Consider the following 22,553-nt stretch of genomic DNA (forward strand, 5'->3'; position numbering starts at 1 on the left):
ACGCATCCCGTCGGGGCGTCCGAGTTCGCCTCAGCGCAGGCGGTAGCCCATGCCGCGCACCGTCTCGATGCGGTCCGCACCGATCTTGCCGCGCAGATAGCGCACGTACACGTCGACGACGTTCGAGCCAGGATCGAAGTCGAACCCCCACACTCGGCTCAGCAGCTGCTCGCGGCTGAGCACCTGACCGGGGTTCCCGAAGAACTGCTCGGCGAGGCCGAACTCGCGCGCCGAGAGGTCGATGTCGACGCCGTTCACCCGCACGCGGCGCGTTCGGAGGTCGAGCAGCAGGTCGTCATGCGTGAGCTCGGTGGCCGCCACCTGGCCCGCGTCCCGAAGCCGCAGGCGGATGCGGGCGAGCAGCTCGTCGAACTTGAACGGCTTCGCGAGGTAGTCGTTGGCCCCACCGTCGAGGCCCCGCACTGTCGCCTCGACCGAGGTCCGGGCCGTGAGCATGATGACGGGCACGGCGTTGCCTTCGGTGCGCAGCCGGTCGAGGACCTCGAAGCCGTCGAGCCCTGGGAGTCCGACGTCGAGGAGCACCAGATCGAAGTCACCGCCGCGGGCGAGCTCGAAGCCGTCGGTGCCGTTGGCCGCGACCGTCACGGCGTAACCGCTCGACTTCAGGCCCTTCTCGACGAACGAGGCGATGCGCGCCTCGTCTTCGACGACCAGGATGCTGCTCATGCGGGGTCCTCTCGCTGGGGTTCGGAAGTCGTGTCGGTCGGCTTCGAGGCGAGTCCGGCGTCGGCACCGGGCAGCACGATGCTGAACATCGATCCGACGCCCGGTTCGCTCTCGAGTTCGACCCGCCCGCCGTGGCCGCGCGCGATGGACTGCACGATCGACAGTCCGAGCCCGGATCCGGTCTGGCTGCGCCCCGTCTCGGCCCGCCCGAAGCGGTCGAAGACGCGCTCCTGGGCTGACGCGGGGATGCCGACGCCCTCGTCGCGCACCCACAGGCGCAGCTCACCGCGCGCATCCACGAGACTCCCGAGGCCGACCCGGGAGCCCGCTGGCGAGTACTTCGCCGCGTTGTCGGCGAGCTGGAGCCAAGCCTGCGTGATGCGCCGCGCGTCGACCTCGACGACAACGGGGGCCGTCTGCTCGAGCACCCATCTGTGCGCCGAGAGGGCGCTCGCCTTCGCATGCACCTGCTCGGTCAGCTCGAGCACGTCGCACGGCGCCAGGCTCAGCAGCCCCTGCTGCTCGCTGACGGCGAGAGCCTCGATGTCGTCGATGAGCTCGCTCATCCGGTCGAGCTCATCGAGGGCCAGGGCAACCGTCTCTCGGGTCTCTGCGGGATCCGTCGGGTCGAGGATCTCGAAGTGTCCGCGCACGATCGTGATTGGGGTCTTCAGCTCGTGGCGCACGTCGTCGAGCAGCTGCCGTTGGGCGGTGAGGGAGCCGTCGAGGCGGTCGAGCATGCCGTTGATCGTCGCGGTGAGCGCCGACACGTCGTCGCGGCCGACGACAGGGATGCGCGCGGATCGGTTGCTGCCCGTGATGGAGGCCGCCGTCTCCCGCAGCTCGCGCAGGGGCCTGAGGAGGCGGCCCGCGACGAACCAGCCGACAAGCCCGACCACGATGAGGGCGGCGACGGCGACCAGAGAGTAGGTCTGGAAGGTGCTGTTGGTGTCGGCGAGCTCGGCACGCAGGTCGTAGGCCGCGAGGTAGAGGGCCGTGCTCGAGCCGTCGCCCACCGTGAACGGCACGGCCACATACCGGAGCGCGTGGGTGGCGTCGACGAAGGTGCCCATACGCACCGAGCCGTCGGCGGTCTCGCTCACGGCTCGTTCGACGAGCGCGGGCAGGTCGACGAGCGAGAACGGAGTCGCGGTGGACGGGATGAACGCGGGCGCCCCGTCGATGAGCCCGAGGGCTCCCTCGTTGCGTTCCGGGATGAGGCGCTGCATGACGAGCTCGAGCGCCTCGGTGGAGTTCGCGAACGTCCGAGCGGCGTCTGGTGCGGTCGCTGACGGGCTGGCCGTAGATGACGGGCTGGCCGAAGCAGGCGGACTGGCCGAGTCAGGTGTCGTCGGCGCCGCGAGCTCCTGCCCGCTCACGAGCCCGCGTACGCTCTCGGCCACGGTGACGAGTCGTTCGTCGACGCCCGTGAGCACGCGCTCGCGGGCGGCGACGTAGCTCGTGGCGCCCGCGACGACCATGCCGAGCATCGTGACGAGCAGGATCGACGCGAGGATGCGCACCCGCACCGAAGAGCGCGGCCGCACCTCCAGCCTCGCTTCGCCCGCCGTCATCACCCGCATCCATCGATTATCTGGGGCGCAGGAGTCCAGAGCCTGGCAGGTGAGAAGACTCTCACGCGGGGGCACCCCGGGCGGGCCGCTGTCCACAGGCACACCTGGCCCATTCCACAAGTCCCAGCGGGATGGCGAGGTGGCGCGTAGGCTCGTCGCGTGGAAACCGAGCGCTATGAACTGACCAGGCGAGCCAGCCTGGAGGTCCTGCGCGCCGAAGCGCAGGACGAGCGCGAGACGATGATCTACGCACGTGCCCGCAACGGGGAGGACCCGTGGCGCTTCATGCAGGAGCTGCCGACCGTCGACGAGCTGGTCGTGCTGCTCATGCGCGCCGAAGCGCTCGAGCGGGGTGGCGACGAGGCGCCGGAGAGCGGCGCTCACGACGCGCAGCTCATGCGCCGCATCGCGACCGAGTACCCGCCGCTCAGCACCACGGTGTGGACGATGCTCGCGGGCGAGAGCCGCTTCGGCGACCGCTGGAGCGCCTGACCCTCGGCCGTCGCGACGGTCGCGTTCCGGGCATCCGCGCGCCGCGCACCCTGCCCCGTAGGCTTGTCCGCATGTCGGTGTCAGAACTCTCGGTGAGCGCGCAGAACTACCTCAAGGTGGTCTGGAGTCTCCAGGAGTGGTCGGATGCGCCCGTCACGGCGACGATCGTCGCCGAGCGCCTGCAGCTCCGGCTCTCGACCGTGTCCGAGGGCATCCGAAAACTCGCCGACCAGGGCCTCCTCGAGCATGCCCGCTACGGCAGCATCTCGCTCACGGCTGAGGGTCGCGCGCACGCGCTCGCCATGATTCGCAGGCACCGGCTGCTCGAGACGTTCCTCGTCGAGGTGCTGCACTACGGGTGGGACGAGGTGCACGACGAGGCCGAGAACCTCGAGCACTCGGTGTCCGACCTCATGGTCGAGCGGATCGACGCTCTGCTCGGGCACCCGGAGCGCGACCCGCACGGCGACCCGATCCCGTCCGCAGCCGGAGAGGTGAGCATCCCGCAGGCTGTTCTGCTCAGCAGCCTCGACGTGGGCGCGCGCGTTGTCGTGGAGCGCATCTCCGACTCCGACCCCGAGCTGCTCAAGTACTTCGCCGCGAAGGGGGTCACCGTCGGGGCGCGACTCGAGATCGGCGAAAGCGACCCGTACTCCGAGTCGCTGGTGCTGAGCGTCGTGGATGCGGCCCCCGCGGCCCTGTTCGCGCTCGGCCCCGTCGCCGCCCGCGCGGTCTGGGTGACGTCGGCCTGACAGCGTGATCGCTACGCGGCCTTCGCGCGGCGACGCGCGACGACGCGCGACGTGACGAGCCCCTGCGTTGGCGAGAGCAGGTAGGCGAGCAGGAACGCGACGCCCTGCGCGAGCACGATCATGCCGCCCGACGCCGCGTCGAGGTAGTAGCTGGCGTAGAGGCCGATGGCCGAGCAGACGACCGACACGATCGGGGCGATGACGAGCATCCGCGCGAAGCTGCGCGTGAGCACGGTCGCGGTGGCTCCCGGGATGATGAGCATCGCGACGACGAGGATGACGCCGACGGTCTGCAGCGCGACGACGGCCGTCAGCGCGAGGAGCCCGAGGAGCGCGCCGCGCAGGAGGCGCGGGTTGAGGCCGATCGCGTGGGCGTGCGTCGCGTCGAAGGCGACGAGTGTGAAGTCGCGCCGCTTCACGAGCAGCACGACCGCGACGATCGCGGCGAGGATGCCGATCTGCACGAGGTCCGTGTTGCTCACGCCGAGGAGGTTGCCGAAGAGGATGTGGCTGAGGTCGGTCTGGCTCGGGGTGACCGAGATGAGGACGAGGCCGAACGCGAACAGGGTCGTGAAGACGATGCCGATCGCCGCGTCCTCTTTCACCCGGCTCGTGTCGCGGATGACGCCGATGAGGCCGACGGCGACGAGCCCGAACACGAGGGCCCCGAGCGCGAACGGCGCGCCCACGATGTAGGCGAGCACGACCCCGGGAAGGACCGCGTGCGAGACGGCGTCACCCATGAGGGACCATCCGATGAGCACGAGCCAGCAGCTGAGGAGGGCGCAGACGATGGCCGTGATGATCGTCGTGATGAGGGCCCGCACCATGAACTCGTAGCCGAGCGGCTCGAGGATAAGGTCGACGAGATTCATGCGCGGTCTCCATGTCGGGGTTCGCGGTGCTCGCGGCGTTCGCCGTGCGCGCCGCACGCGCCTCGCCCGTCGCGGAGAGTTGTGGATGGTTGCTGTCGCGGCGGCGGGAAGGTGCACTTCGTCACAACTCTGGCGGTGGATGCCGGGCTCATGCGGCTGCCCCCTTGCCGGTGTCGATGCCGAAGGCGAGGGCCAGGTTCTCCGGTCGGATGATCTCCTCCGGGCTCGCGTGCAGGAGGACGCGCCGGTTGAAGAGCACGGCCTCGTCGGCGAGTTCGGGCAGGGAGCCGAGGTCGTGGGTGGCGATGAGGATGCAGACGCCCTGCGCCGCGAGCTCGCGAAGGAGGCGCGTCATGGTCGCCTGGGAGCGCGTATCCACGCCGGCGAAGGGCTCGTCGAGCAGCAGCACCTGGGCCTCCTGGGCGATGCCGCGGGCGACGAAAGCGCGCTTGCGCTGCCCGCCGGAGAGCTGCCCGATCTGGCGCCCCGCGAGGTCACTCAGCTCGACGCGCTCGAGCGCCGCATCGACGGCGGCGTGGTCGCGCGCCTTCGGTCGCCTGGTGACGCCGAGGTGCCCGTAGCGGCCCGTCATGACCACATCGCGCACCGAGAGCGGGAAGTCCCAGTCGACCTGCTCGCTCTGCGGGACGTAGCTGACGCTGCCCCGCTTGCGCGCATCCGCCGATGTGCCGCCGAGGATGCGGACGGTGCCCGCATCGGGGCGGACGACGCCCATGATGGACTTGAAGAGCGTCGACTTGCCGGAGCCGTTCATGCCGATGAGGCCGCACACCCGCCCCGGCGAGATGGCGAGGGTGGCGCCGTCGAGCGCGAGCACCTCGCCGTAGTGCACGGTGAGGGCGTCGACCTCGATGGCGGGCGATGTTGTGGTGCCGGCAGGTGCGCCGTTGGATCGTGGGCTCACGAGGTGCCTCCCTGCTCGCCGGTGAGGCCGGCCACGATCGTGTCGACGTCGTGCCGGATGAGGTCGAGGTAGCTGGGCACTGGGCCGTCCTCCTCGCTCAGCGAGTCGACGTAGAGCGTGCCGCCGAACTCGGCGTCCGTGGCGTCGACGACCTGACGCATGGGGGCATCCGAGACGGTCGACTCGCAGAACACGGCGGGCACGCCGTTGTCGCGCACATGGTCGATGACGCCCGCGATCTGCTGCGGCGTGGCCTGCTGCTCGGCGTTGACGGGCCAGATGTAGACCTCCTCGAGTCCTGCATCGCGGGCGAGGTAGGAGAAGGCTCCCTCGCACGTGACGAGCGCGCGCTGCGAGGTGGGGAGCGGTTCGATCGCGGCGACGAGCTCGTCGTGCACGGCCTGCAGTTCGGCCTTGTAGGCGGCGGCGTTCTCCTCGAAGATGCTCGCGCTTGCTGGCGCGAGGTCGGCGAACGCGGTGGCCATGTTGTCGACGTAGAGCTGCACGTTGAGGGGCGACATCCAGGCATGCGGGTTGGGGAGGCCCGCGTAGGCGTCGCCCGCGATCGGCACCTCCTCGACGCCGTCGCTGACGACGACGTGCGGCACATCCATGCTCGCGACGAACTGCTCGAACCAGGCCTCGAGGTTCATGCCGTTGTCGAGGATCAGGTCGGCCTCGGAGGCCTTCGCGATGTCGAGAGGGGTCGGTTCGTACCCGTGGATCTCCGCGCCGACCTTGGTGATCGACTCGACCCGGAGCTCGTCGCCGGCGACTTGCCTGGCGATGTCGGCGAGCACCGTGAAGGTGGTGAGGACGACGGGGCGGTCGTCGTCCTCGGCAGTGGGGGCGCAGGCGGTGAGGGATGCGAGCGTGACGAGTGCGAGGCCGGCCGCGACGATGCGGGTGGCCTTCCGTCTGGCTGCATGCAGCACGGGGGTCAGCATGCCCAGAGCATAGCGCTACGGTGAGGGGAAGAACAATGTTCGGTGCGCCGAACATTGACTGCGCGGGCTAGTGCGCCATGTGCCCGCTCAGAGTGATCCACAGGGTGAAAGGCGCTCAGCCCGGGCATGCGGATGCGAACGTAGGCTGTGGCCACGATGTCACCAGGCGACCCCGGCGAGCAGCTGCGGCACCGGCCGAGCGTGCCGATGCCGCTCACCGTCGACCCTGTTTCGAGTCGAGCGGCCGAGCCTCGGTCCGGAGGATCCACCGGGGGCGTTTCCGGCGCAGGGCGCGGCCCGGATGCAGACGACACGCGCTTCCAGAGCGACTGCGCGCGCTGTGTGGCGCTCTGCTGCTCGGCCCTCGCCTTCTCTCGGGGCGACGATTTCGCCCACGAGAAGCCAGCAGGCAAACCCTGCCGCAACCTCGACGAGAACCTCGGCTGCAGCATCCACGCGGTGCTCCTCGAACGCGGGTACCGGGGCTGCACCGTCTTCGAATGCCACGGCGCCGGCCAGCGGGTCACCCGGGAGACCTTCGGCGGCGGCGACTGGCGCGACGGTGAGGGGCTGCGCGACGCGATGTTCGCCGTGTTCCCACTCGTGCGTCAACTGCACGAGGTGCTGTGGCTGCTGACCGAGGCGAGGCGGCGCACCGCCGACCGGCCGCTGCTGCGCCGAATCGACGCCCTGTTCGATCGTGTGGATGCGCAGGCCGCGTCACCCGATGTCGCGGTGCTACGAGCAGCGGTCGAGTCGAGCAGGCCCGCCGCGGGCGACCTGCTGGGAGCCGTGAGCCGTGAGGTGCGACGGATGCACGCGCCCCGACGCCGCGCATCCGGGGCCTGGTCGCGAGTCGAGCCGCGCGGCGTCTACCTCGGCACCGATTTCTCCGGAGGCGACCTGCGCGCCGTCGAGCTGCGCGGGGCGCTGCTCATCGCGGCGAAGCTGCGCGGCTCGGACCTGCGATGGGCCGACCTCCTCGGCGCCGACCTGCGGGACGCCGAGCTGCACGGTGCCGACCTGCGCCACGTGCTGCACCTCACGCAACCGCAACTGGCGGCGGCGTTCGGTGACGCAACGACCCAGCTTCCGGACTCGCTCACGCGGCCCCGCCACTGGAAGTGAGGCCGAGGCTGAGCGTGCGCGTCGTCTGGCAGATGCCGGTCAGCGTTCTTCCGTAGCGTGAGCGTGTTCTGCAGGCTGACACCCACGGAGGGGCCATGAGGATTCGCCGCACGATCGTCGTGTTCGACGCCGCTGACATCGAGGCCGAGAGTGCCTTCTGGGCGTCCCTGCTCGAGGGCACGGTCGAGAAGGAGGACGACTGGCACAGTGTCTACGCCGACGGCGAGTGGAGGCTCGGCATCCAGCTCGCTCCCGACCACGTGGCACCGAGGTGGCCTGACGGTCAACCCCCGCAGCAGATCCATCTGGACCTCTACATCGACGACCTCGACGAGGGGCACCGGAGAGTGCTCGAGCTCGGAGGCCGTCTCCTCAAGGCAAGCGACAAACCCGGCAGCCCCGACGAATTCGTGGTCTACGCCGACCCCGCGGGCCACCCGTTCTGCCTCTGCAAGGCACCCCAGGGCTGAGCCGGGGCGCTGCGCCGCGCTGACTCCCCGGGCCGGGCCGGGCCGGGCTGCCATCGGGGGCGGACTTGTGGTCGCTGAAGCGCAGGTTTGACGACCACAAGTCCGCTCTGGGCCGTGGCAGCCGCGAGGCGCAGCGGCAGCGGTTACGCGAGCGCGGTTCCCGTGAAGAGGGTGGTCGTGGCGCCGCCAACCCAGACGACGCCGGAGTCGTCGACGGTCACGGTGATGTCGCCGGCGCGGCCAAGGCGCGCGCCCTGGGATACCCGCCAGCTCGAGCCCGGCGCGGCGCCCGTGCGGTGCATCCACTGGGCCGTCGAGGCGTTCATGCTGCCGCAGACCGGATCCTCGTCGACGCCGATGCGCGGCGCGAAGCTGCGCAGCTCGAACGCGTGCGCCGCCCCGGCCGGATACGCGCCGACGGCGCCGACCATGTCGTCGGGCAGCAGCGAGAAGTCGGGGTCGAGATCGAGCACCTCGTGCGCGGATGCGAGCTGCACGACCGCCCACCCGGGCCCGTTGTCGATCCACTGGTGGGCGACGACCTGTTCCTTGGTGATGCCATACGCCTCGACGATGCGCGCGAGGAGCTCCGGCTCGAGCGGACCGCTGCGGAGGGTCGGCGGGGCCGCGAACGACACGCGCCCCGCATCGACGCGCACCTCCACGAGTCCGGCGCCGCACTCCTGGATGATGCGCCCGCCCTTCTTCGGGGTACCGCCGTTCTCGAGCCAGGCGTGCGCCGAGCCGAGCGTCGGGTGCCCGGCGAACGGCAGCTCGCCGCCCGGGGTGAAGATGCGCAGTCGGTAGTCGGCCGCGTCGTCGGTGGTGGGCAGCACGAACGTCGTCTCGGAGAGGTTCGTCCATCGTGCGATGCGCTGCATGTCGTCGCCCGTGAGCCCGTCGCCGTCGAGGATGACCGCGACGGGGTTGCCGAGGTAGGGGGTCTCGGAGAAGACGTCGATTTGGGCGAAGGGGCGCGAGGTGGTCACGGGGTGTCCTTTCGGAGGGGATGCGGCGCGAACGAAGCGCGTGCGGCAACCGTAGGGGTGTGGTGGCGGGAAGCGCTCGTGCCAATCGCTCGCAGTTGGACTTGAGGTCCAATCCGGAGGTGTGGACCTGTCCCGCGCGGGGGTCCACGGATCGCTCAGGCTCGGCCGCAACAATCGCACCATGAGCGACGAGAACACGCGAGCGCCCGGGGCCGACGACGATCAGCGGGAGCGCCGAAGCGCCGAGCATCTGCCGCCGGAAGGCGTCGACGAGGCGACCGTCGCTGCCGTGGGGAAGCTCACCGAGGCACTTGAGATGGTCGACCAGGCGCGCGGGCTGCTCTACAGCTTCCACCGGTTGACGGGGGCTGCCGACCTGGCGTTGGGTGAGGCATCCGATGCACTGCGGGACGCGGGGCACGATGAGCTCGCCGACCGGCTCGACTCGGAGCTGGTCGGCCGCAACGTGATCGAAGGGCGGTGGACGTTCCAGATCGTCGAGGATTACGACGACACCTACTGGGAGCCGTTCCGGGCGGCAGAACGCGACGTCAGGGAGCAGCTCGTCGCCGGCCGGCGTCACCTCGCCGAGGCTGCGATGAAAGAGGACCGGCGCACGCACGGCGCCCGCCATCACGAGGCTCGCCCCGTCGACGAGATCTAGAGAGCCGCTGAACCGGCACGGGCAACGGCACCGGACCCGCACCGGAAGTGCCCGCTGTGCTGCCACCCCCACCGGAAGGGTCCGTGGCATGTTGTGCGTACGTGTGCGGCGCGTGCGGCGCGTTCGGCTCAGCGGTGAGCGTGGCAAGTACCTCGTTGTGTCTCTCAGAACGGTGGTGGGTCGCCGGGAACATCGTTGGGTTCTGGGGCTCGGGTGCGCTCGGTCTCCGCAACAGAGTCTTGGGGCGGTGCCGCAGGTGTCTCGTATTCGTCGTTGCGTGTGAAGTAGACGTCGTGGTGTTCGGGTCTGTCTGTGAGGATCTTGCCGCTGGGGGTGCGCAGTTGCATGACGCCGCCGTCTAGTTGGGTGGCGGTCCAGGCGGTGGCGTGTTTCATGACGTGGTGGTGTTTACAGAAGCCGCACAGGTTCTCGAGGGTGGTTTTGCCGCCGTGCTCCCAGGCGTGGGTGTGGTCGAGGTCGCATCGGGTCGCGGGCTGTCGGCAACCGGGCCAGCGGCAGTGAATGTCGCGGGCAGCGAGGAAGGCGCGCATGGCTGCGCTGGGTCGGTAGGTGTCGACGGCCGTGACGGTGCCGGTGATGGGGTGGGTGAGGATGCGCACGAACGAGGTTGCGGTGCCGGCGAGGCGGATCGCTTCCTCGAAGGGCACCGGGATCATGCCATCGAGCAGGGCCGGAGCCGGGGTGAGACGGGCCGCGCCAGCAACACAGCTCGCCGCACCACCACCACGAACGCGTGAGCCTGGGCCTGGGCCTGGGCCTGGGCCTGGGCCTGGGCCTGGGCCTCGGCCGCTGCCTGGTCCGCTGCCTGTGCTGCTGACAGCACCGTTCCCGCCCAGCTTGGTGAGGGCGGTGAGGATCGGGATCGTGAACTGCACGTTCGCCTGGATACCTGCCGCCGCCGCGCAGGACATCGGGTCGGAGGTCAGGAGCATGTCCGTGAACAGGTCGGCCTTGACCTCGTCCATGGTGCGCTCATCCGGCGCGTCTGAAACATTCGGCCCATCTGTAAAGTCCGGCACGCCCGAAGCCTCTTGTGCGTCCGGAGCGTCTGAAGCCTCTGGCGCTCGCCGTGCCTGGGCGGGCTTCGGTCGTGCCCTGATGAGCGCCTTGCCCTGCTTCCGCAGCCGGTCCGCGATGGCTTTGCCCTCGATCAGCGGGAGCCGGGCACGCAGCATGCACATGCCGTTCTCCGTCGCCGTCACCGACACGTACCGCGTCTTCCGCGCCCGTTCGTGCCGCTCGGAGACGGACTCCTCCGTCAGCGACTCCGCGACGCGGGCCGCGGCCATCCGCAATGCCTTCGGCGGCAACACCCGAGAATCCAGCTCGGCGAGCATCACCCGCACGAACTCACCCCGTCGCGCGGACTGCTCACCCGCGTCCGCATGCGACACCGACAAGCCAGCACCCGTGAGGACCCGAAGCTGCTCCTCGCTGAGCTTGCCTTCCCCGAGCGCGTCCACGAAGCCAGGGAACTCGCGCACCGCGATCCCAGCATCCGACAAAGCCCCCTCAGCCGCCGCTTGCCCGATTTGCTCGATCAACGCGATCTCCGCCGCGAGCGACTGCACGTGCATGGCATGCTCCTCGGTGCCATCAAGCTCATCCAGAACCGACGCCATCTCCGCCAACTTCGCACGCACCCGCGCCTGATCCGCGGCCACAGCGGCCGCCATGACCGCCAGATCCGCATCCCAATCCAGCAAGAACTTCCGCCACGCCAACACCGACACCGGGTCGTGAGGATCAAGCCCCAAGACCTTCAGCGGTTCACCGTCGTACGAGTTCATACCCGAATCTTGGACCGCACCACCGACATTTCGGCTCGCCGAGCCCTCAGTGGCTGAGAAAACCCCGATCAGGCAGCAGGTCTTATCGGTCTGGACCATGGGGTCAGTGCGTCCGGCTTGTTCCCGCCAGCCCTGCCACCTCCCGGCTACGATGCTGGGCGTGGCAGCAGACGGAGTTCGGGGTCGGTACGCGAAGGGTGTCGAGCGCAAGCGCGAGATCTTGGCGGTGGCGTACGAGAGGCTTCGCGAGACGGGCGCGAGCGGGGCCTCGCTGCGCGCGATCGGCGAGTCCATCGGGGTCTCTCACGGCATGCTGACGCACTACTTCGGCTCCCGAGAGGGGCTGCTCGTCGAGGTCATCCGCGAGCACGACCGCGTCAACGACGAGCGCATGCCGGATTCCGTCTCGCTCGTGGAGCGGATGCGCCTGAGCGCCGAGTTCAACGTGCGGTTCCCCGGCATGGTCTCGCTGTTCACGGAGATGCTCGCGAAGTCGGTCGAGGCTGGGGATGGTCCTGCTCGTTCGTTCTTCACGGCTCGGTTCGCCCGGGCGAGGGTCGAGCTGGCGGCCGAGGTCGGCGGCCAGCTCGCGGCGCTGCCCGAGGAGCGCCGCGCGGACGCGGCCATGCTCGTCGACCTGATCATGGCCGCATCCGACGGGCTGCAGGTTCGCTGGCTCCTGGACCCGAGCGTCGACGTCGCGGGCACGCTGGGGTTGCTCGAGAGGCTCGGCCGAACCGGCTGAGCCGAAAATGAAAGTTGCCAACTGGCAATTTTCTAGTAGCGTCTCTCCTGAGAGCGAACCGCGACGCGGCGGGCGCCCACCGACACAGGAGTCAACGTGCCCACCACCCGACCAGCAGCACCCGGCACCCCACAGGAATCGCAGCGCCCGGCGACGTCGCTGCAGCTCTACAGCATCAACTCGCACCTCGAGGCCGACCTCGACGGCACCCTCGCGAGACTCGCCGAGATCGGGGTGCGCCACGTCGAGGCGTTCGCGTTCGTGGATCGCGCCGACGAGCTCGCCGCGGCCTTCGAGCGGCACGGCATCGCAGCTCCCACGGGACACGCGATGCTCGTCGCGAAGGAGGTCACCCGCGAGGGCGTGACGACGCCGGTGCCGAGCCACGCGACCACATTCGAGGCGGCGAAGAAGCTCGGCATGCGGTACGTCATCGATCCCGCCGTCTTCGACTGGTCGACTCGCGAGGCGGTGGAGGCGACGGCCGCGGCGCTCAACGAGGCCTCGAAGGCGGCCGCCGAGCATGGCCTCCGCGTCGGATATCACAACCATGCGTGGGAGCTCAGCAACCGCATCGACAGCGTCCCGGCCCTCGAGTACTTCGCTGGGCTCCTCGACGACGAGGTGGTGCTCGAGATCGACGTCTACTGGGCGCACATCGGCGGCGTGGAGGCTCCCGCTCTGCTCGCTCGCCTCGGCGACCGCGTCAAGGCGCTCCACATCAAGGACGGCCCCCAGGTCGAGAACCCGTTCCGGACGGATGCCCCCTTCGACCCGTCCGGTCTCGGCCAGGTTCCGGCCGGCCAGGGCGTCATCCCGCTCGGTGCGGCCCTCGACGCCGCCCCGTCGGCGGAGTTCGCCGTCATCGAGTTCGACCACTTCGACGGCGACATCTTCGCCGCGATCGCCGCCAGCTTCGACTACCTGGAGAACCGCGCATGAGCCTCCCGCAGGCAGCAGCCGCTGCAGCATTCACATCAGCGCCGGGTGCCAAGCGCGGCCCCGTGGGCATCGGCATCATCGGCACTGGCATGATCAGCGACGCGTATCTTGTCAATCTCGTGCGCTTCCCCGACGTGCGAGTCGTCGCGCTCGGTGATCTGAACGAGGCGCTCGCCGCCGAGAAGGCGCAGACCTACGGCGTTCCCTTCTCGGGCTCGCCGGCGTCGGTCCTCGCGAACGAGGAGGTCGAGATCGTCATCAACCTCACCATCCCCGCGGTGCACGTGCCTGTCGCCCTCGACGCGATCGCGGCGGGCAAGCACGTGTGGATCGAGAAGCCCATCGGCATCAACCGGGAGGAGGCGAAGGCCCTCCTCGTGGCCGCCGACGCGGCCGGTCTGCGCGTGGGAGTGGCGCCTGACACGGTGCTGAACCCTGGCATCCAGACCGCCCTGCGGCACCTGGCGGCGGGCGCCATCGGCACCCCGCTCACGGCGCGCACCATGATGCGCTACTCGGGCCCAGACCTCTTCCACCCGAACCCGGCCTTCCTGTTCGCCCAAGGAGGCGGCCCCCTGCTCGACATGGGGCCGTACTACGTGACGACGCTCGTGAGCGCCTTCGGTCCTGTCCGCAAGGTCTACGCGACGGGATCGACGGCCAAGGAGACGCGCACCGTCAAGCTCGGCCCGCTCACCGGGCAGTCGTTCCCCGTCTCGGTGCTGACGCACGTGGACGCGCTGGTGACGTTCGAGAGCGGGGCGAGCGCGCAGCTCACCTTCAGCAACGACTCCCCGCTCGCCGAGATGGGCACGGTCGAGATCATCGGGGCGGGCGGGATGCTCCTGACCCCGGACCCGAACCACGCCGACGGGGGCACGAGGGTCGCCAGGCACCCGCAGGAGTACGCGGAGGTGCTCGAACCGACCTGGGAGGACTACCCGGAGGAGGGCACGGTCACGGGCCGCGGCTACGGTGCGCTCGACATGGCGCGGGGCATCCGGGAGGGGCTCCCGCACGTCGCGACCGGGGACCTGGCGCTGCACGTGCTCGACATCATGCTCGCCATCGAGGAGTCGGCGGCCGCCGGGGAGGTCGTGGTCATCGAGAGCACGGTCGATCCGGTCCCGCTCGTCGACCACACGCGAGACCCGTTCGCGGCGACGCTCAGCGTCTAGGGGATTGCTCTCCTGCGCTCAGGGGGCCAACGGATTCCCGAGCACACGCTCGAGCACTTCGCGGGAGCCGGTGACCCGTGCATCCACCGCCGCGAGGTCGCGCCGCTTCCAGAGGAGGAGCAGCGCGGCCTCGGCCGTGAGCTCGAGCGTCGCGTCGGCCGGTCTCGCTCCACCGAGGGTGTTCGCGGTGCCCGCCGGTGTCTCGTCGACGGGGCCGAGCCGGACGCGCAGGCCGAAGCTGCCGCCGTCGCCTGGGCGTTCGAGCCGGTCCAGCATCCGCAGGTCGACGCGCTCCTCGAGCGACGGCATCCGTCCGAGCGCGACCTGCCGCGGGTACATGTCCTCGGCGACCTCCGCGACACCGGCGGCGGCGAGGTCTGGGCGGATCGGCACCGCGATGCCGAGGCTGTCGCTCGCGTCCCAGAGGTGCAGGGCAGTCTCGAGCGCCTGTCGTCTCGCCCACGTCGAGGCACGCGCAGGAGGGTAGAGGGCCCAGCATGGCGCGTCCTCCGGCAGCTCGCGCAGCGTCGCCACGAGGTCCGCGGCGCCCTCGCGGAACCACGCGACGAGCGCGTCCCGGTCGGCGAGCGGCGCATCCGGCGTCTGACGGTCGAGCTGCTGCCCACCGCCGAGCAGCTGCGCGCGCGCCCACCGGTGCACGCCGCCGAGGTGGGCCGCCAGCTCGACGAGCGACCAGCCGGGGCACGAGGAGACGGGGGTGGTGTGGTCCGCAGACTCGAGGAGGAGCGCGAACCCGTTCGCGGCGTCCTCGGTCGTGTCGATGAAGTCTGCGTGGCGCATGGTCAGAGCCTAGGGCGTGAGGCCACGCCTACTCGTCGGCGGTCTCCTGCTTGCCGCGCATCACGAGCAGCGGGTCCGGCTTCGTGACGACGTCGTGATCCTTTCCCTCGTACTCGAACTGCCCGAGCCAGAAGCGCATCGCGTTGAGGCGGGCGCGCTTCTTGTCGTTGGAGCGGATGATCGTCCACGGCGCGTGCTTCTTGTCGGTGAGGCGGAACGTCTCCTCCTTCGCCGCCGTGTAGTCCTCCCAGCGGTCGAGCGAGGCGAGGTCCATGGGGGAGAGCTTCCAGCGGCGAACCGGGTCGAGCTGGCGGATCGCGAAGCGCGTGCGCTGCTCGGTGCGCGACACCGAGAACCAGAACTTCGTGACGTGGATGCCCGAGTCGACGAGCATCTTCTCGAAGGCGGGGGCTTGCTGCATGAACTGCGTGTACTCGTCGTCGGTGCAGAAACCCATGACGCGTTCCACGCCGGAACGGTTGTACCAGGAGCGGTCGAACATGACGAGCTCCCCGTCGGTGGGGAGGTGCTGGATGTAGCGCTGGAAGAACCACTGGCCGCGCTCTCGGTCGCTCGGCTTCGCGAGCGCCACGACGCGCGCCTTGCGAGGGTTGAGGTGCTCCGTGAAGCGCTTGATGGTGCCGCCCTTGCCTGCAGCGTCTCGCCCCTCGAAGAGGATCACGGCGCGCTGGTCGTTGTCCTCCATCCAGTACTGGCACTTCAGCAGCTCCACCTGGAGGCGGTACTTCTCGCTCTCGTACTCGTCGCGGCTCAGGCGCTCCTCGTAGGGGTACCCCTCCTGCCACGTGTAGACGGGGTTGCCCTGCGGGTCGATGAGGTCCGGGTCGTTCGTGTGGCCGTCGCGCACCGAGTAGCCGAGCGTGCGCAGGTGCTCGATGTACTCGCGCAGGTCCTGGGGTTGTTCGATGGCCATGCGTTCCTCCGAGGTTCAGGTGCCGCGCATCCGCGCGTTCGCCGCGCGAGTGCGGTCGGGGGATGCGGCGCCCATCGTGGCGGAGGAAAGCGAACGGGATGTGTACGGACCGCCACTCAGAGACCGGTCGGTCCGGTTGGTAGAGTCGCGGTTTCGACATTGGATGCGCGACGGGAGAACCGTGCCCAAACTCATCGGCTACGCCAGGGTCTCGACCCGGCAGCAGGGCGCCGACCGGCAGGAAGCTGACCTTCGCGCCGCTGGTGTGTCCGCTGAGCTGCTTTTCGTCGACCGGGCAGAGGGCGCACACGCATCCCTCCCCGCCCTCGACGCGGCGCTTCAGGCGTTGGAAGGGGGAGACACGCTGGTCGTGCCTGCTCTCGACCGGCTGGGGCGCTCCACGGGTGACCTGCTTACGCTGGCCGCGGAGCTGCGCGCAGAAGGCGTCGGGCTTCGCGTGCTCGACCTCGACGGAGCCGATGTCGACACCTCGACGCCCTCTGGATCGATGGTGTTCACGGTGCTGTCCGCGCTCGCGCAGACCGAGTCAGCGCTCAAACGCGAGCGGGTGCTGGATGCGCTGGGCAAGCGGCGGGCGTCGGTAGCCGACCCGCGCGGCGGGCGCTCGCGCAAGGCCTCCGACGGCAGAGCGCGGACCAGCGGGCAGGAGCTGCCCGAGGTGGCCGGGGGTACGCATCCGCCCGCTCTGCACGGCCTCACGATGCCGATCAAACGACTCTGACCGAGCTGCGCAGCATCGGACTGCCCGTCCTGAGCCTCGGCTCGTCGCCACCCGGCCCGCTTGCCGTGCGGCAGCGTCCGGCGGATGCGCTTGACGACAGGCCACCCTCATGCAGGACGGCACGTCGTTGCGCGAGCAGATGAGCTTCCGCGACTACCTCCTGGCACGGACAGAGCACGGCATCGGCTTCCGCGAGCACCTGCGCGGACTCGGCGGCGCAATCGAGGAGTGACGGGAAGCTGTCACTCCTCCCGCATGGCCACAGCGAAGGGTCTCGGGGCCCGGTGCTTTGGTTGGCTCGGAGCCGGGCCCGGGTCCGCGAGCGGGGGAGTGGATGCCGTCAGCGCGTTCCCCGCCGTCAGCTCCAGCTCCTCATCGAAGTGGCGGATGAGGAGGGGCTCGCCCGAGCTCAGCTGGTAGACGGTCGACTCGGGCCGGATCTCGACGTGCAGCCGTCGCCCCTGCACGAGCATCCCGAAGCGGATGCGCGTCAGCTGGTCCGGGAGGCGCGGCGCGAACCGGAGGCCCCCGTCGCTTTCGCGCAGGCCGCCGAGACCAGCCGTGACGGCCGTCCAGATGCCGGCGAGCGACGCCATGTGCAGCCCCTGCGAGGTGTTGTCGCGGAGGTCGTCGAGGTCCAGCGTCGCAGCCTCGGCCAGGTAGTCGGCGGCGAGCTGCAGGTGCCCGACCTCGGCCGCGAGGACCGACTGCACGGAGGCGGACAGCGACGAGTCGCGCACCGTCAGCGCCTCCGAGTACTCGAAGGCGCGCTTCTTCTCCTCGAAGGTGAATGCCTCGTGCGCGAAGTAGAGGGCGAGCACCAGGTCGGCCTGCTTGATCACCTGCTTGCGGTACAGGTGGAAGTACGGGAAGTGCTCCTGCAGGGGGTACTGGGATGCGGAGGTGGCGGCGAAGTCCCATTGTGCGAGGTCCGTCGACCCGGCCGCGTGCGCGTGGACGCCGCGGCGCTCGTCGAACGGCACCACGATGGCGTCGGCGGCACGCATCCACCGTCTGATCTCGTCGTCATCGACGCCCAGTGCGCCCGCCTCGGCGTGGTGTCGCTCCGCGACGGACACCGCGGCGCGCAGGTTCAGGCGCGCCATGAGGTTCGTGTAGGTGTTGTCGTCGACAAGCGCCGAGTACTCGTCCGGACCGGTCACCCCGTCGAAGTGCAGTGCCCCGTCCGGGTCCCATCGACCGAGCGAGCACCAGAGCCGGGCGGTCTCGACGATCACGTCGACGGCGACCTCCCGCTCGAAGCGCTCGTCACCGGTCGTGCGGATGTGGTGAACCATGGCCGCGGCGATGTCCGCGTTGACGTGGAACGCGGCCGTGCTCGCAGGCCAGTACCCGGAGCTCTCCCGGCCGTCGATCGTGCGCCACGCGAACGCGGCCCCCTCGAGCTTGAGGAGCTTCGCGCGCTCGCGGGCGTACTCGAGGGTGGAGTGCCGCCAGCGCAGCGCCTGCTCGGCGGCAGCCGGCACCGTCGCCGAGAGGAGCGGCAGCACGTAGCTCTCGAAGTCCCAGAACGTGTGACCAAGGTAGCCGGCGCCGGTGAGGCCCTTGCCCGGCACCGAACGCGCCTCGAGCCGGGCTGCCGACTGGTAGACGTGGAAGAGCGCGAAGCGGGTCGCCTGCTGCAGTCGCGGCGATCCGTCGATCTCCACGTCCGCGCACGCCCAGAACTCGTCGAGGTCCGCGCGCTGGTCCGCGAGCACCCGCTCCCAGCCGTCCCGTCTCGCGTCGTCGACGGCGCCCTCCGCCCGGTCGCGCAACGCCTCCGGGGAGAGCGTCGACGAGAACTCGTGGCCGACGTACTTCGTGATCTCGAGGGTCTCTCCTGCCGCCAGCTGCGCGCTCACGGTCGTCCGGGCCAGGTCTCGGGACGTCTCGGTCTCGATGCTCGGAGGCGCCGCGCACGTGCCAGCGACCACGTTGTCCATGGCGACGGCGATGCTGATGCCGCTCCTCAGGGTGCGGTGCACGAGCGTGGCCGCGCTGCCCAGGGAATAGTGGCCGAGGCCCTCGAACGGCTCGTCGAGCTGGTCGTTGACCCGCTGGTCGGGATGCACTTCCGGCATGTCCTCGTTGGCGACGACCTCGGACTGCACGCTCACGTGCACGCCGTCGCCGAGCGCCTCGACCTCGTAGTGCACGGCCGCAAGCGAGCGATGGGTGAGCGAGACGAGGCGGATGCTGGTGACCCGCACCGTGCGCCCTGCGGGAGACGTCCATTCGAGATCGCGCCGCAGCGTGCCTGCGCGGAAGTCGAGGCGCTGCTCGTGGCGTACGACCGTGCCCCGGCGGAGATCCAGCGGCTCATCGCCGACGAGCAGGCGGAGCACCTGCCCGTTCTGCACGTTCACGACGCTCTGCCCCGTGTCCGGATACCCGTAGCCGTCCTCGGCGTAGGGCATCGGGTGGTCCTCGAAGACGCCGTTCAGGTAGGTGCCGAGCACCTCGTGCGGGTCGCCCTCGTCGAAGTTCGCTCTCCAGCCGATATGGCCGTTGGAGAGGGCGAACACCGACTCGAGATGCGCGAGCTGGGGTGCGTCGAGGTCGAGCCCGGTGAAGCCGAGGCTCCACGGTGCGACATCGAAGGGGATCGCGCCGGTCACGCGAGCGTCTCGCGGTCGGGAGTGTCCGGGGTGCCTCTCATCATGAGGAGAGGGTACCGACGAGCATCCTGGGCGTTCACCGTTGAGGTCCGTATCCTTGCCCCATTCCCTCAGGCTGACAGGAGCACACCATGGGCACGCTCGTCTACGACGGTACGTCGATCCACTTCGAGGACCGGCTCCTCACGCATCTGCAGATCGTGATCGTGCAGAAGCTGACCCGCAACGAATCGTTCCTGATGTCCTGGAAGGACTCGCCCTCCGTCGGCGATGGGCGCTCCGCGATCTGGCTGACCCCGAACACGACCATGCAGTTCAAGTTCCTCGGTGGGAAGGTTCCGGAGATCAACCGAGACTGGTTGAAGCGGCTCGGCGAATCCGCCGAGAGCAGCACCGGGCTCCTGGTGACGGACGAGGAGGGCAAGCTGGCTCTCGTCGGCACTGACGCGCCCTACCCTGGCACGCTGCGGTAGGCGGCCGGACCAATCGGGCGACTCAGTATTCGTCGAAGTCGACGAAGGCCACTTCGTCGCGGTCGTCGCTCTTGCCCTCGTCCGGGGCTTCGAGCGGCAGGATATCGATGCGCACGTTCGTCGACGGTGTGATGAGCATCTCGGGGCCGTCGGCGGTGTCGCCGATCACGAGCATCCGGCCACCCGAACGGGCCGCCTCCTCGATCTCCGCGCGTACCCGCGTGATCGCCTCCGGGTCGCGCAACACGAACTGCTCACGGTTGACGGTGACAAGTATGGACATAGCTGACCTCGGTTCAGCCTCCCGGCGGAGGCCTCTCATATCTCGACGCCAAGGTCCGAGTTCAGCGGATGGCGGCGACCTCGCTGCCCTGCTGCGTGCGCGGGGCTCATCGGCGAGGTCCTGGCCAACACTGAGAGCGTACGCTCCCACGGTGAGTACGGGGTCGGTCAGATGCTGAGCGTTCAGATGCTGAGCGTGCGCGCCACCAGCTGAGCGGCGACCTGCGAGAGCGACAGCCGATTCGACCTCGCGTAGCCGCGAATCACATCGAACGCCTCCTCGGGCGTGATGGAGCGGCGGTAGGCGACAACACCCTTGGCCTGCTCGATGATGACGCGGCTCTTGAGCGCATTCTGCAGCTGCTCGCGCACGGTGTCAGCATGACGGATCGTGCGCTCCTGGATGATGCCGATGGTCGCGACATCCGCGAGGGCGCGTGCGGCGACGGTCTCCCGCTCGGGGAACTCTCCGGGCGTCGCACGCAGCAGGTTGAGCGTGCCGATCGTGGTGTCGCGCAGCTTCAACGGCACGGCCTGCACGGCCAGGTAGCCATGCTCGAGCGCGCTCTCCTTGAACAGGAGCCACGAGTCCGGGGCCTCGCGGATGTCTTCGACGGCAACGATATGGCCCGTCGTGTAGCTCTCGATGCAGGGGCCGGCGTCCGCCGAGATCTGCATGGTCTCGACGACACTCGCCGCTTCGCTCGTCGACACCACCAGCTCGAGATCGCCGTGCTCGTCGGCCAGCAGGATGCCGGCTGCCGTCACCTCCAGCAGTGACTGACAGCGGTCGACGAGTGTCTGCAGCAGGTCGACGACGTCGTAGCCCGCGACGAGCGTGTCCGCGAGGATCGCGAAGGTCTCGAGGAGCTTCGTGTCCCGTCCATCCTGGATCATCGTCGCTCCTCGATCCCGGACGGCCCCGAGTGGAATGCGAGTCTGCCCGCGAGGACCTCCTCGGCGACGCTCATCATCGACTGGCCGGTCGCGAAGGCGTGTCCCTGCATGACCAGGACCGCCTCTTCGGCGGTCGTCTCAAGCTGTGCGAGCACCATGCCGGTGGCCTGGTGGACGCGGCGGCGAGAGTGCTTGCTCTCGGGCTGCGCCTCCTCGGTGGACGAGGCGAGTGCGAGTCGGAGCACGTTGCGGCCGACAAGCGTGGCGATTCGAGCCGCCTGCCTCGTCTGCAACGGCGCGAACGTCGTCGGAGCAGCAGCGTACAGGTCGATGGCGCCGATCTGGAGGGGCCCCACCAGCATGGGAAATGCGAAGAGCGCCCCCACCTGGTCGCGGGGAATCGCGGGGGCGAAGACCGGCCAGCGGGTCTCGGGCAGCTCACGCAGGTTCGGCGCGAGCACGGGGCGGCCGGTGGTGAGGCTGTCCCAGCACGGTCCCTCGCCGAGGTCGAACTGAAGCTCATCCAGCCGTGCCGCTACCTCGTTCGACGCCGACAGCGTCTGGTTGCCGAGCAACTCGCCGAGCGTCGAGACCGTGGCCCCGGAGACCGGGAAGAGGTCGATGAGGGAATCGGCCACCCCCTCCACGGAGTCGAGCGGCGCCTGCAGCGTCTGCACTGCAGCGTCGAATGCGTCCCGTGCCATGTTGATCCCGTTCTCGGTCCTCTGATCCCTTCCCGTCATCCTATGGGGCGTCGCACACCTCTCCGCGGTTGCCCGCGATAACACATGCGGTGTGGATGGTCCAGGCCCTGATTCTGGGCACATTGAGGCGTTCACTGGACGGTGAGTTCTTTTCCCGGTGGAGGTGGACATGCCATTCCTGGTAACGGTTGATGACCGTGCGCACTACGTCGACGACGAGGCGATGCCGACGTTGCAGCACATGATCGTGGATGCGGTCCGGCAGGGCGGAGACCTGGTGCGCTTCCCCATGCGTGGCCCGCTGGAGCAGTGGGAGCTCATCACCACCTCGTCGTCCGTGAGCGTGCGCGAGATGCCTGTTGCGGCCGACGATGGAGACGAGGGCGCACCATTCGCGGACGTCTCGTTCTATGACTTCGAGAGCTGACGCGGGTGCGCCCACTGGGGCGCTGACGCGTTCTGGCGCGGCGCCGACTCGTGGGGGACAGCAGTCTCGCTGGGGTGCGCGCACTCGGGCACCATGTGGAGTCCGGCGGCGGAATCGTTCGTCGCGATGATCGCTCGAACCCAGTGCTCGTTGAGGTTCGGCGCGCGACTCCCGCGGAAGCGGAAGCGCAGGTCGGTCTGCGGTGTGATCCAGATCGACTCGCGCCCGCCGCCCAGCTCCTTCGAGCGGGGGCAGGTGAAGGCGACGCTGTGCCCGGCCCGAAGCAGGCTCAGGATGGCCACGCGCAGGTGCGCGAGCTGCCGGTCCTCGATCTCGATCGCGTGGGCGTCCGCCCCGTAGTACAGGTATCCCATCGCGGTCCCCCAATCTTCGTGGCCTCCTTGAAGCGTTCCGACCGACGACAGAAAATGCGAGGGGTAGAGATCACCGTTGGTTTCTGCTAACGCTTTGGGGCTGCTGGGCTGCTGGGCCG

General features: G+C 69.4%; 26 protein-coding genes. 12 read left to right on the forward strand and 14 right to left on the reverse strand.

Features of this window, described 5'->3' with window-relative positions; translation table 11 throughout:
- Positions 1-30: 30 nt before the first annotated feature.
- Together HDC34_RS16340 and HDC34_RS16345 are read right to left on the reverse strand one after the other, a co-directional pair.
- On the reverse strand, positions 31-687 hold the full coding sequence (locus HDC34_RS16340) for a response regulator transcription factor (protein WP_179557813.1): 657 nt from the start codon (positions 685-687) through the stop codon (positions 31-33).
- The gene (locus HDC34_RS16345) at positions 684-2,261 is read right to left on the reverse strand and encodes a cell wall metabolism sensor histidine kinase WalK (RefSeq protein ID WP_179557814.1); all 1,578 of its coding nucleotides are present in this window, start codon (positions 2,259-2,261) and stop codon (positions 684-686) included. Before HDC34_RS16345 ends, HDC34_RS16340 begins: the two co-directional genes overlap by 4 nt.
- Positions 2,262-2,420: 159 nt before the next feature.
- Here HDC34_RS16345 and HDC34_RS16350 point away from each other — a divergent pair, with 159 nt between their 5' ends.
- Entirely contained in the window at positions 2,421-2,753 is a 333-nt protein-coding gene (locus HDC34_RS16350; RefSeq protein ID WP_244296265.1) for a tryptophan synthase subunit alpha, read from the forward strand.
- A 71-nt stretch (positions 2,754-2,824) separates the two neighbouring features.
- The gene (locus HDC34_RS16355; protein WP_179557815.1) at positions 2,825-3,505 is read left to right on the forward strand and encodes a metal-dependent transcriptional regulator; all 681 of its coding nucleotides are present in this window, start codon (positions 2,825-2,827) and stop codon (positions 3,503-3,505) included.
- Positions 3,506-3,516: 11 nt separating this feature from the next.
- Here the strand turns inward: HDC34_RS16355 and HDC34_RS16360 are convergent, their stop codons facing one another.
- From HDC34_RS16360 to HDC34_RS16370, 3 genes are all read right to left on the reverse strand, one after another.
- Positions 3,517-4,380 carry a metal ABC transporter permease gene (locus tag HDC34_RS16360; RefSeq protein WP_179557816.1) on the reverse strand — a complete coding sequence of 288 codons (864 nt, stop codon included), beginning with the start codon at positions 4,378-4,380 and terminating at the stop codon, positions 3,517-3,519.
- 148 nt (positions 4,381-4,528) lie between these two features.
- The gene (locus HDC34_RS16365) at positions 4,529-5,305 is read right to left on the reverse strand and encodes a metal ABC transporter ATP-binding protein (protein WP_179557817.1); all 777 of its coding nucleotides are present in this window, start codon (positions 5,303-5,305) and stop codon (positions 4,529-4,531) included.
- Positions 5,302-6,252: a metal ABC transporter substrate-binding protein gene (locus HDC34_RS16370; RefSeq protein ID WP_179557818.1), complete on the reverse strand. Its 951-nt coding sequence runs from the start codon at positions 6,250-6,252 to the stop codon at positions 5,302-5,304. The genes HDC34_RS16365 and HDC34_RS16370 overlap by 4 nt, the downstream gene beginning before the upstream one ends.
- A 156-nt stretch (positions 6,253-6,408) precedes the next feature.
- Here HDC34_RS16370 and HDC34_RS16375 point away from each other — a divergent pair, with 156 nt between their 5' ends.
- Together HDC34_RS16375 and HDC34_RS16380 are read left to right on the forward strand one after the other, a co-directional pair.
- Positions 6,409-7,380, forward strand: coding sequence for a pentapeptide repeat-containing protein (locus tag HDC34_RS16375; protein ID WP_257023364.1), 972 nt, complete (start codon positions 6,409-6,411; stop codon positions 7,378-7,380).
- A 95-nt stretch (positions 7,381-7,475) separates the two neighbouring features.
- Positions 7,476-7,850 carry a VOC family protein gene (locus HDC34_RS16380; protein ID WP_104312950.1) on the forward strand — a complete coding sequence of 125 codons (375 nt, stop codon included), beginning with the start codon at positions 7,476-7,478 and terminating at the stop codon, positions 7,848-7,850.
- A 143-nt stretch (positions 7,851-7,993) separates the two neighbouring features.
- On the opposite strand, the gene HDC34_RS16385 is transcribed toward HDC34_RS16380, so the two are convergent.
- Positions 7,994-8,839, reverse strand: coding sequence for a PhzF family phenazine biosynthesis protein (locus tag HDC34_RS16385; protein ID WP_308807385.1), 846 nt, complete (start codon positions 8,837-8,839; stop codon positions 7,994-7,996).
- 181 nt (positions 8,840-9,020) lie between these two features.
- Between HDC34_RS16385 and HDC34_RS16390 the strand changes: the two genes are divergently transcribed.
- Positions 9,021-9,503, forward strand: coding sequence for a hypothetical protein (locus HDC34_RS16390; RefSeq protein ID WP_179557820.1), 483 nt, complete (start codon positions 9,021-9,023; stop codon positions 9,501-9,503).
- Between the two features lie 164 nt (positions 9,504-9,667).
- Here HDC34_RS16390 and HDC34_RS16395 read toward each other — a convergent pair whose 3' ends face one another.
- Positions 9,668-11,314 carry an HNH endonuclease signature motif containing protein gene (locus HDC34_RS16395; protein ID WP_179557821.1) on the reverse strand — a complete coding sequence of 549 codons (1,647 nt, stop codon included), beginning with the start codon at positions 11,312-11,314 and terminating at the stop codon, positions 9,668-9,670.
- A 160-nt stretch (positions 11,315-11,474) separates the two neighbouring features.
- Here HDC34_RS16395 and HDC34_RS16400 point away from each other — a divergent pair, with 160 nt between their 5' ends.
- The 3 genes from HDC34_RS16400 to HDC34_RS16410 all read left to right on the forward strand — a co-directional run bounded on the left by HDC34_RS16400 (position 11,475) and on the right by HDC34_RS16410 (position 14,179).
- On the forward strand, positions 11,475-12,059 hold the full coding sequence (locus HDC34_RS16400; RefSeq protein WP_179557822.1) for a TetR/AcrR family transcriptional regulator: 585 nt from the start codon (positions 11,475-11,477) through the stop codon (positions 12,057-12,059).
- A gap of 96 nt (positions 12,060-12,155) precedes the next feature.
- Positions 12,156-13,001: a sugar phosphate isomerase/epimerase gene (locus tag HDC34_RS16405; RefSeq protein ID WP_179557823.1), complete on the forward strand. Its 846-nt coding sequence runs from the start codon at positions 12,156-12,158 to the stop codon at positions 12,999-13,001.
- Complete coding sequence (locus HDC34_RS16410; RefSeq protein WP_179557824.1) at positions 12,998-14,179, forward strand: Gfo/Idh/MocA family protein; 1,182 nt, start codon at positions 12,998-13,000, stop codon at positions 14,177-14,179. The genes HDC34_RS16405 and HDC34_RS16410 overlap by 4 nt, the downstream gene beginning before the upstream one ends.
- An 18-nt stretch (positions 14,180-14,197) precedes the next feature.
- On the opposite strand, the gene HDC34_RS16415 is transcribed toward HDC34_RS16410, so the two are convergent.
- Positions 14,198-14,980: a maleylpyruvate isomerase family mycothiol-dependent enzyme gene (locus tag HDC34_RS16415; protein WP_179557825.1), complete on the reverse strand. Its 783-nt coding sequence runs from the start codon at positions 14,978-14,980 to the stop codon at positions 14,198-14,200.
- A 28-nt stretch (positions 14,981-15,008) separates the two neighbouring features.
- Positions 15,009-15,914 (reverse strand): polyphosphate kinase 2, encoded by a 906-nt coding sequence (gene ppk2 / locus HDC34_RS16420; RefSeq protein WP_151424202.1) that lies wholly within the window; start codon positions 15,912-15,914, stop codon positions 15,009-15,011.
- Positions 15,915-16,095: 181 nt separating this feature from the next.
- Between ppk2 and HDC34_RS16425 the strand changes: the two genes are divergently transcribed.
- Positions 16,096-16,656 carry a recombinase family protein gene (locus HDC34_RS16425; protein ID WP_179557826.1) on the forward strand — a complete coding sequence of 187 codons (561 nt, stop codon included), beginning with the start codon at positions 16,096-16,098 and terminating at the stop codon, positions 16,654-16,656.
- Between the two features lie 109 nt (positions 16,657-16,765).
- Complete coding sequence (locus tag HDC34_RS17975; RefSeq protein ID WP_257023366.1) at positions 16,766-16,888, forward strand: hypothetical protein; 123 nt, start codon at positions 16,766-16,768, stop codon at positions 16,886-16,888.
- Between the two features lie 10 nt (positions 16,889-16,898).
- Here HDC34_RS17975 and HDC34_RS16430 read toward each other — a convergent pair whose 3' ends face one another.
- Positions 16,899-19,277, reverse strand: a complete 2,379-nt coding sequence (locus HDC34_RS16430) for a glycoside hydrolase family 65 protein (protein ID WP_179557827.1) — start codon at positions 19,275-19,277, stop codon at positions 16,899-16,901.
- A gap of 131 nt (positions 19,278-19,408) precedes the next feature.
- Between HDC34_RS16430 and HDC34_RS16435 the strand changes: the two genes are divergently transcribed.
- Complete coding sequence (locus HDC34_RS16435) at positions 19,409-19,750, forward strand: ATP-dependent DNA ligase (RefSeq protein WP_179557828.1); 342 nt, start codon at positions 19,409-19,411, stop codon at positions 19,748-19,750.
- A gap of 22 nt (positions 19,751-19,772) precedes the next feature.
- Here HDC34_RS16435 and HDC34_RS16440 read toward each other — a convergent pair whose 3' ends face one another.
- The 3 genes from HDC34_RS16440 to HDC34_RS16450 form a co-directional block, all read right to left on the reverse strand.
- Positions 19,773-20,033: a hypothetical protein gene (locus HDC34_RS16440; protein ID WP_179557829.1), complete on the reverse strand. Its 261-nt coding sequence runs from the start codon at positions 20,031-20,033 to the stop codon at positions 19,773-19,775.
- A gap of 182 nt (positions 20,034-20,215) precedes the next feature.
- Positions 20,216-20,929 (reverse strand): GAF and ANTAR domain-containing protein, encoded by a 714-nt coding sequence (locus HDC34_RS16445; protein WP_218855318.1) that lies wholly within the window; start codon positions 20,927-20,929, stop codon positions 20,216-20,218.
- Positions 20,926-21,633, reverse strand: a complete 708-nt coding sequence (locus HDC34_RS16450; protein ID WP_179557830.1) for a GAF and ANTAR domain-containing protein — start codon at positions 21,631-21,633, stop codon at positions 20,926-20,928. Before HDC34_RS16450 ends, HDC34_RS16445 begins: the two co-directional genes overlap by 4 nt.
- A 169-nt stretch (positions 21,634-21,802) precedes the next feature.
- On the opposite strand from HDC34_RS16450, the gene HDC34_RS16455 reads away from it, so the two are divergent.
- On the forward strand, positions 21,803-22,060 hold the full coding sequence (locus HDC34_RS16455) for a hypothetical protein (RefSeq protein ID WP_179557831.1): 258 nt from the start codon (positions 21,803-21,805) through the stop codon (positions 22,058-22,060).
- On the opposite strand, the gene HDC34_RS16460 is transcribed toward HDC34_RS16455, so the two are convergent.
- Positions 22,042-22,434, reverse strand: a complete 393-nt coding sequence (locus tag HDC34_RS16460; RefSeq protein ID WP_179557832.1) for a hypothetical protein — start codon at positions 22,432-22,434, stop codon at positions 22,042-22,044. The genes HDC34_RS16455 and HDC34_RS16460 overlap by 19 nt on opposite strands.
- Positions 22,435-22,553: the final 119 nt, after the last annotated feature.

The organism is Pseudoclavibacter sp. JAI123 (assembly GCF_013409665.1).
Classification (GTDB): domain Bacteria; phylum Actinomycetota; class Actinomycetes; order Actinomycetales; family Microbacteriaceae; genus Pseudoclavibacter.

Bases quoted from the DNA above. Each gene is read 5' to 3' on its own strand.
- HDC34_RS16435 (WP_179557828.1), top strand. From the start codon at position 19,409: ATGGGCACGCTCGTCTACGACGGTACGTCGATCCACTTCGAGGACCGG.
- HDC34_RS16340 (WP_179557813.1), bottom strand. From the start codon at position 687: ATGAGCAGCATCCTGGTCGTCGAAGACGAGGCGCGCATCGCCTCGTTC.
- HDC34_RS16390 (WP_179557820.1), top strand. From the start codon at position 9,021: ATGAGCGACGAGAACACGCGAGCGCCCGGGGCCGACGACGATCAGCGG.
- HDC34_RS16375 (WP_257023364.1), top strand. From the start codon at position 6,409: ATGTCACCAGGCGACCCCGGCGAGCAGCTGCGGCACCGGCCGAGCGTG.
- HDC34_RS16445 (WP_218855318.1), bottom strand. From the start codon at position 20,929: ATGATCCAGGATGGACGGGACACGAAGCTCCTCGAGACCTTCGCGATC.
- HDC34_RS16360 (WP_179557816.1), bottom strand. From the start codon at position 4,380: ATGAATCTCGTCGACCTTATCCTCGAGCCGCTCGGCTACGAGTTCATG.
- HDC34_RS16380 (WP_104312950.1), top strand. From the start codon at position 7,476: ATGAGGATTCGCCGCACGATCGTCGTGTTCGACGCCGCTGACATCGAG.
- HDC34_RS16450 (WP_179557830.1), bottom strand. From the start codon at position 21,633: ATGGCACGGGACGCATTCGACGCTGCAGTGCAGACGCTGCAGGCGCCG.
- HDC34_RS16440 (WP_179557829.1), bottom strand. From the start codon at position 20,033: ATGTCCATACTTGTCACCGTCAACCGTGAGCAGTTCGTGTTGCGCGAC.
- HDC34_RS16355 (WP_179557815.1), top strand. From the start codon at position 2,825: ATGTCGGTGTCAGAACTCTCGGTGAGCGCGCAGAACTACCTCAAGGTG.
- HDC34_RS16455 (WP_179557831.1), top strand. From the start codon at position 21,803: ATGCCATTCCTGGTAACGGTTGATGACCGTGCGCACTACGTCGACGAC.
- HDC34_RS16415 (WP_179557825.1), bottom strand. From the start codon at position 14,980: ATGCGCCACGCAGACTTCATCGACACGACCGAGGACGCCGCGAACGGG.
- HDC34_RS16395 (WP_179557821.1), bottom strand. From the start codon at position 11,314: ATGAACTCGTACGACGGTGAACCGCTGAAGGTCTTGGGGCTTGATCCT.
- HDC34_RS16410 (WP_179557824.1), top strand. From the start codon at position 12,998: ATGAGCCTCCCGCAGGCAGCAGCCGCTGCAGCATTCACATCAGCGCCG.
- HDC34_RS16460 (WP_179557832.1), bottom strand. From the start codon at position 22,434: ATGGGATACCTGTACTACGGGGCGGACGCCCACGCGATCGAGATCGAG.
- ppk2 (WP_151424202.1), bottom strand. From the start codon at position 15,914: ATGGCCATCGAACAACCCCAGGACCTGCGCGAGTACATCGAGCACCTG.
- HDC34_RS16370 (WP_179557818.1), bottom strand. From the start codon at position 6,252: ATGCTGACCCCCGTGCTGCATGCAGCCAGACGGAAGGCCACCCGCATC.
- HDC34_RS16345 (WP_179557814.1), bottom strand. From the start codon at position 2,261: ATGACGGCGGGCGAAGCGAGGCTGGAGGTGCGGCCGCGCTCTTCGGTG.
- HDC34_RS17975 (WP_257023366.1), top strand. From the start codon at position 16,766: ATGCAGGACGGCACGTCGTTGCGCGAGCAGATGAGCTTCCGCGACTAC.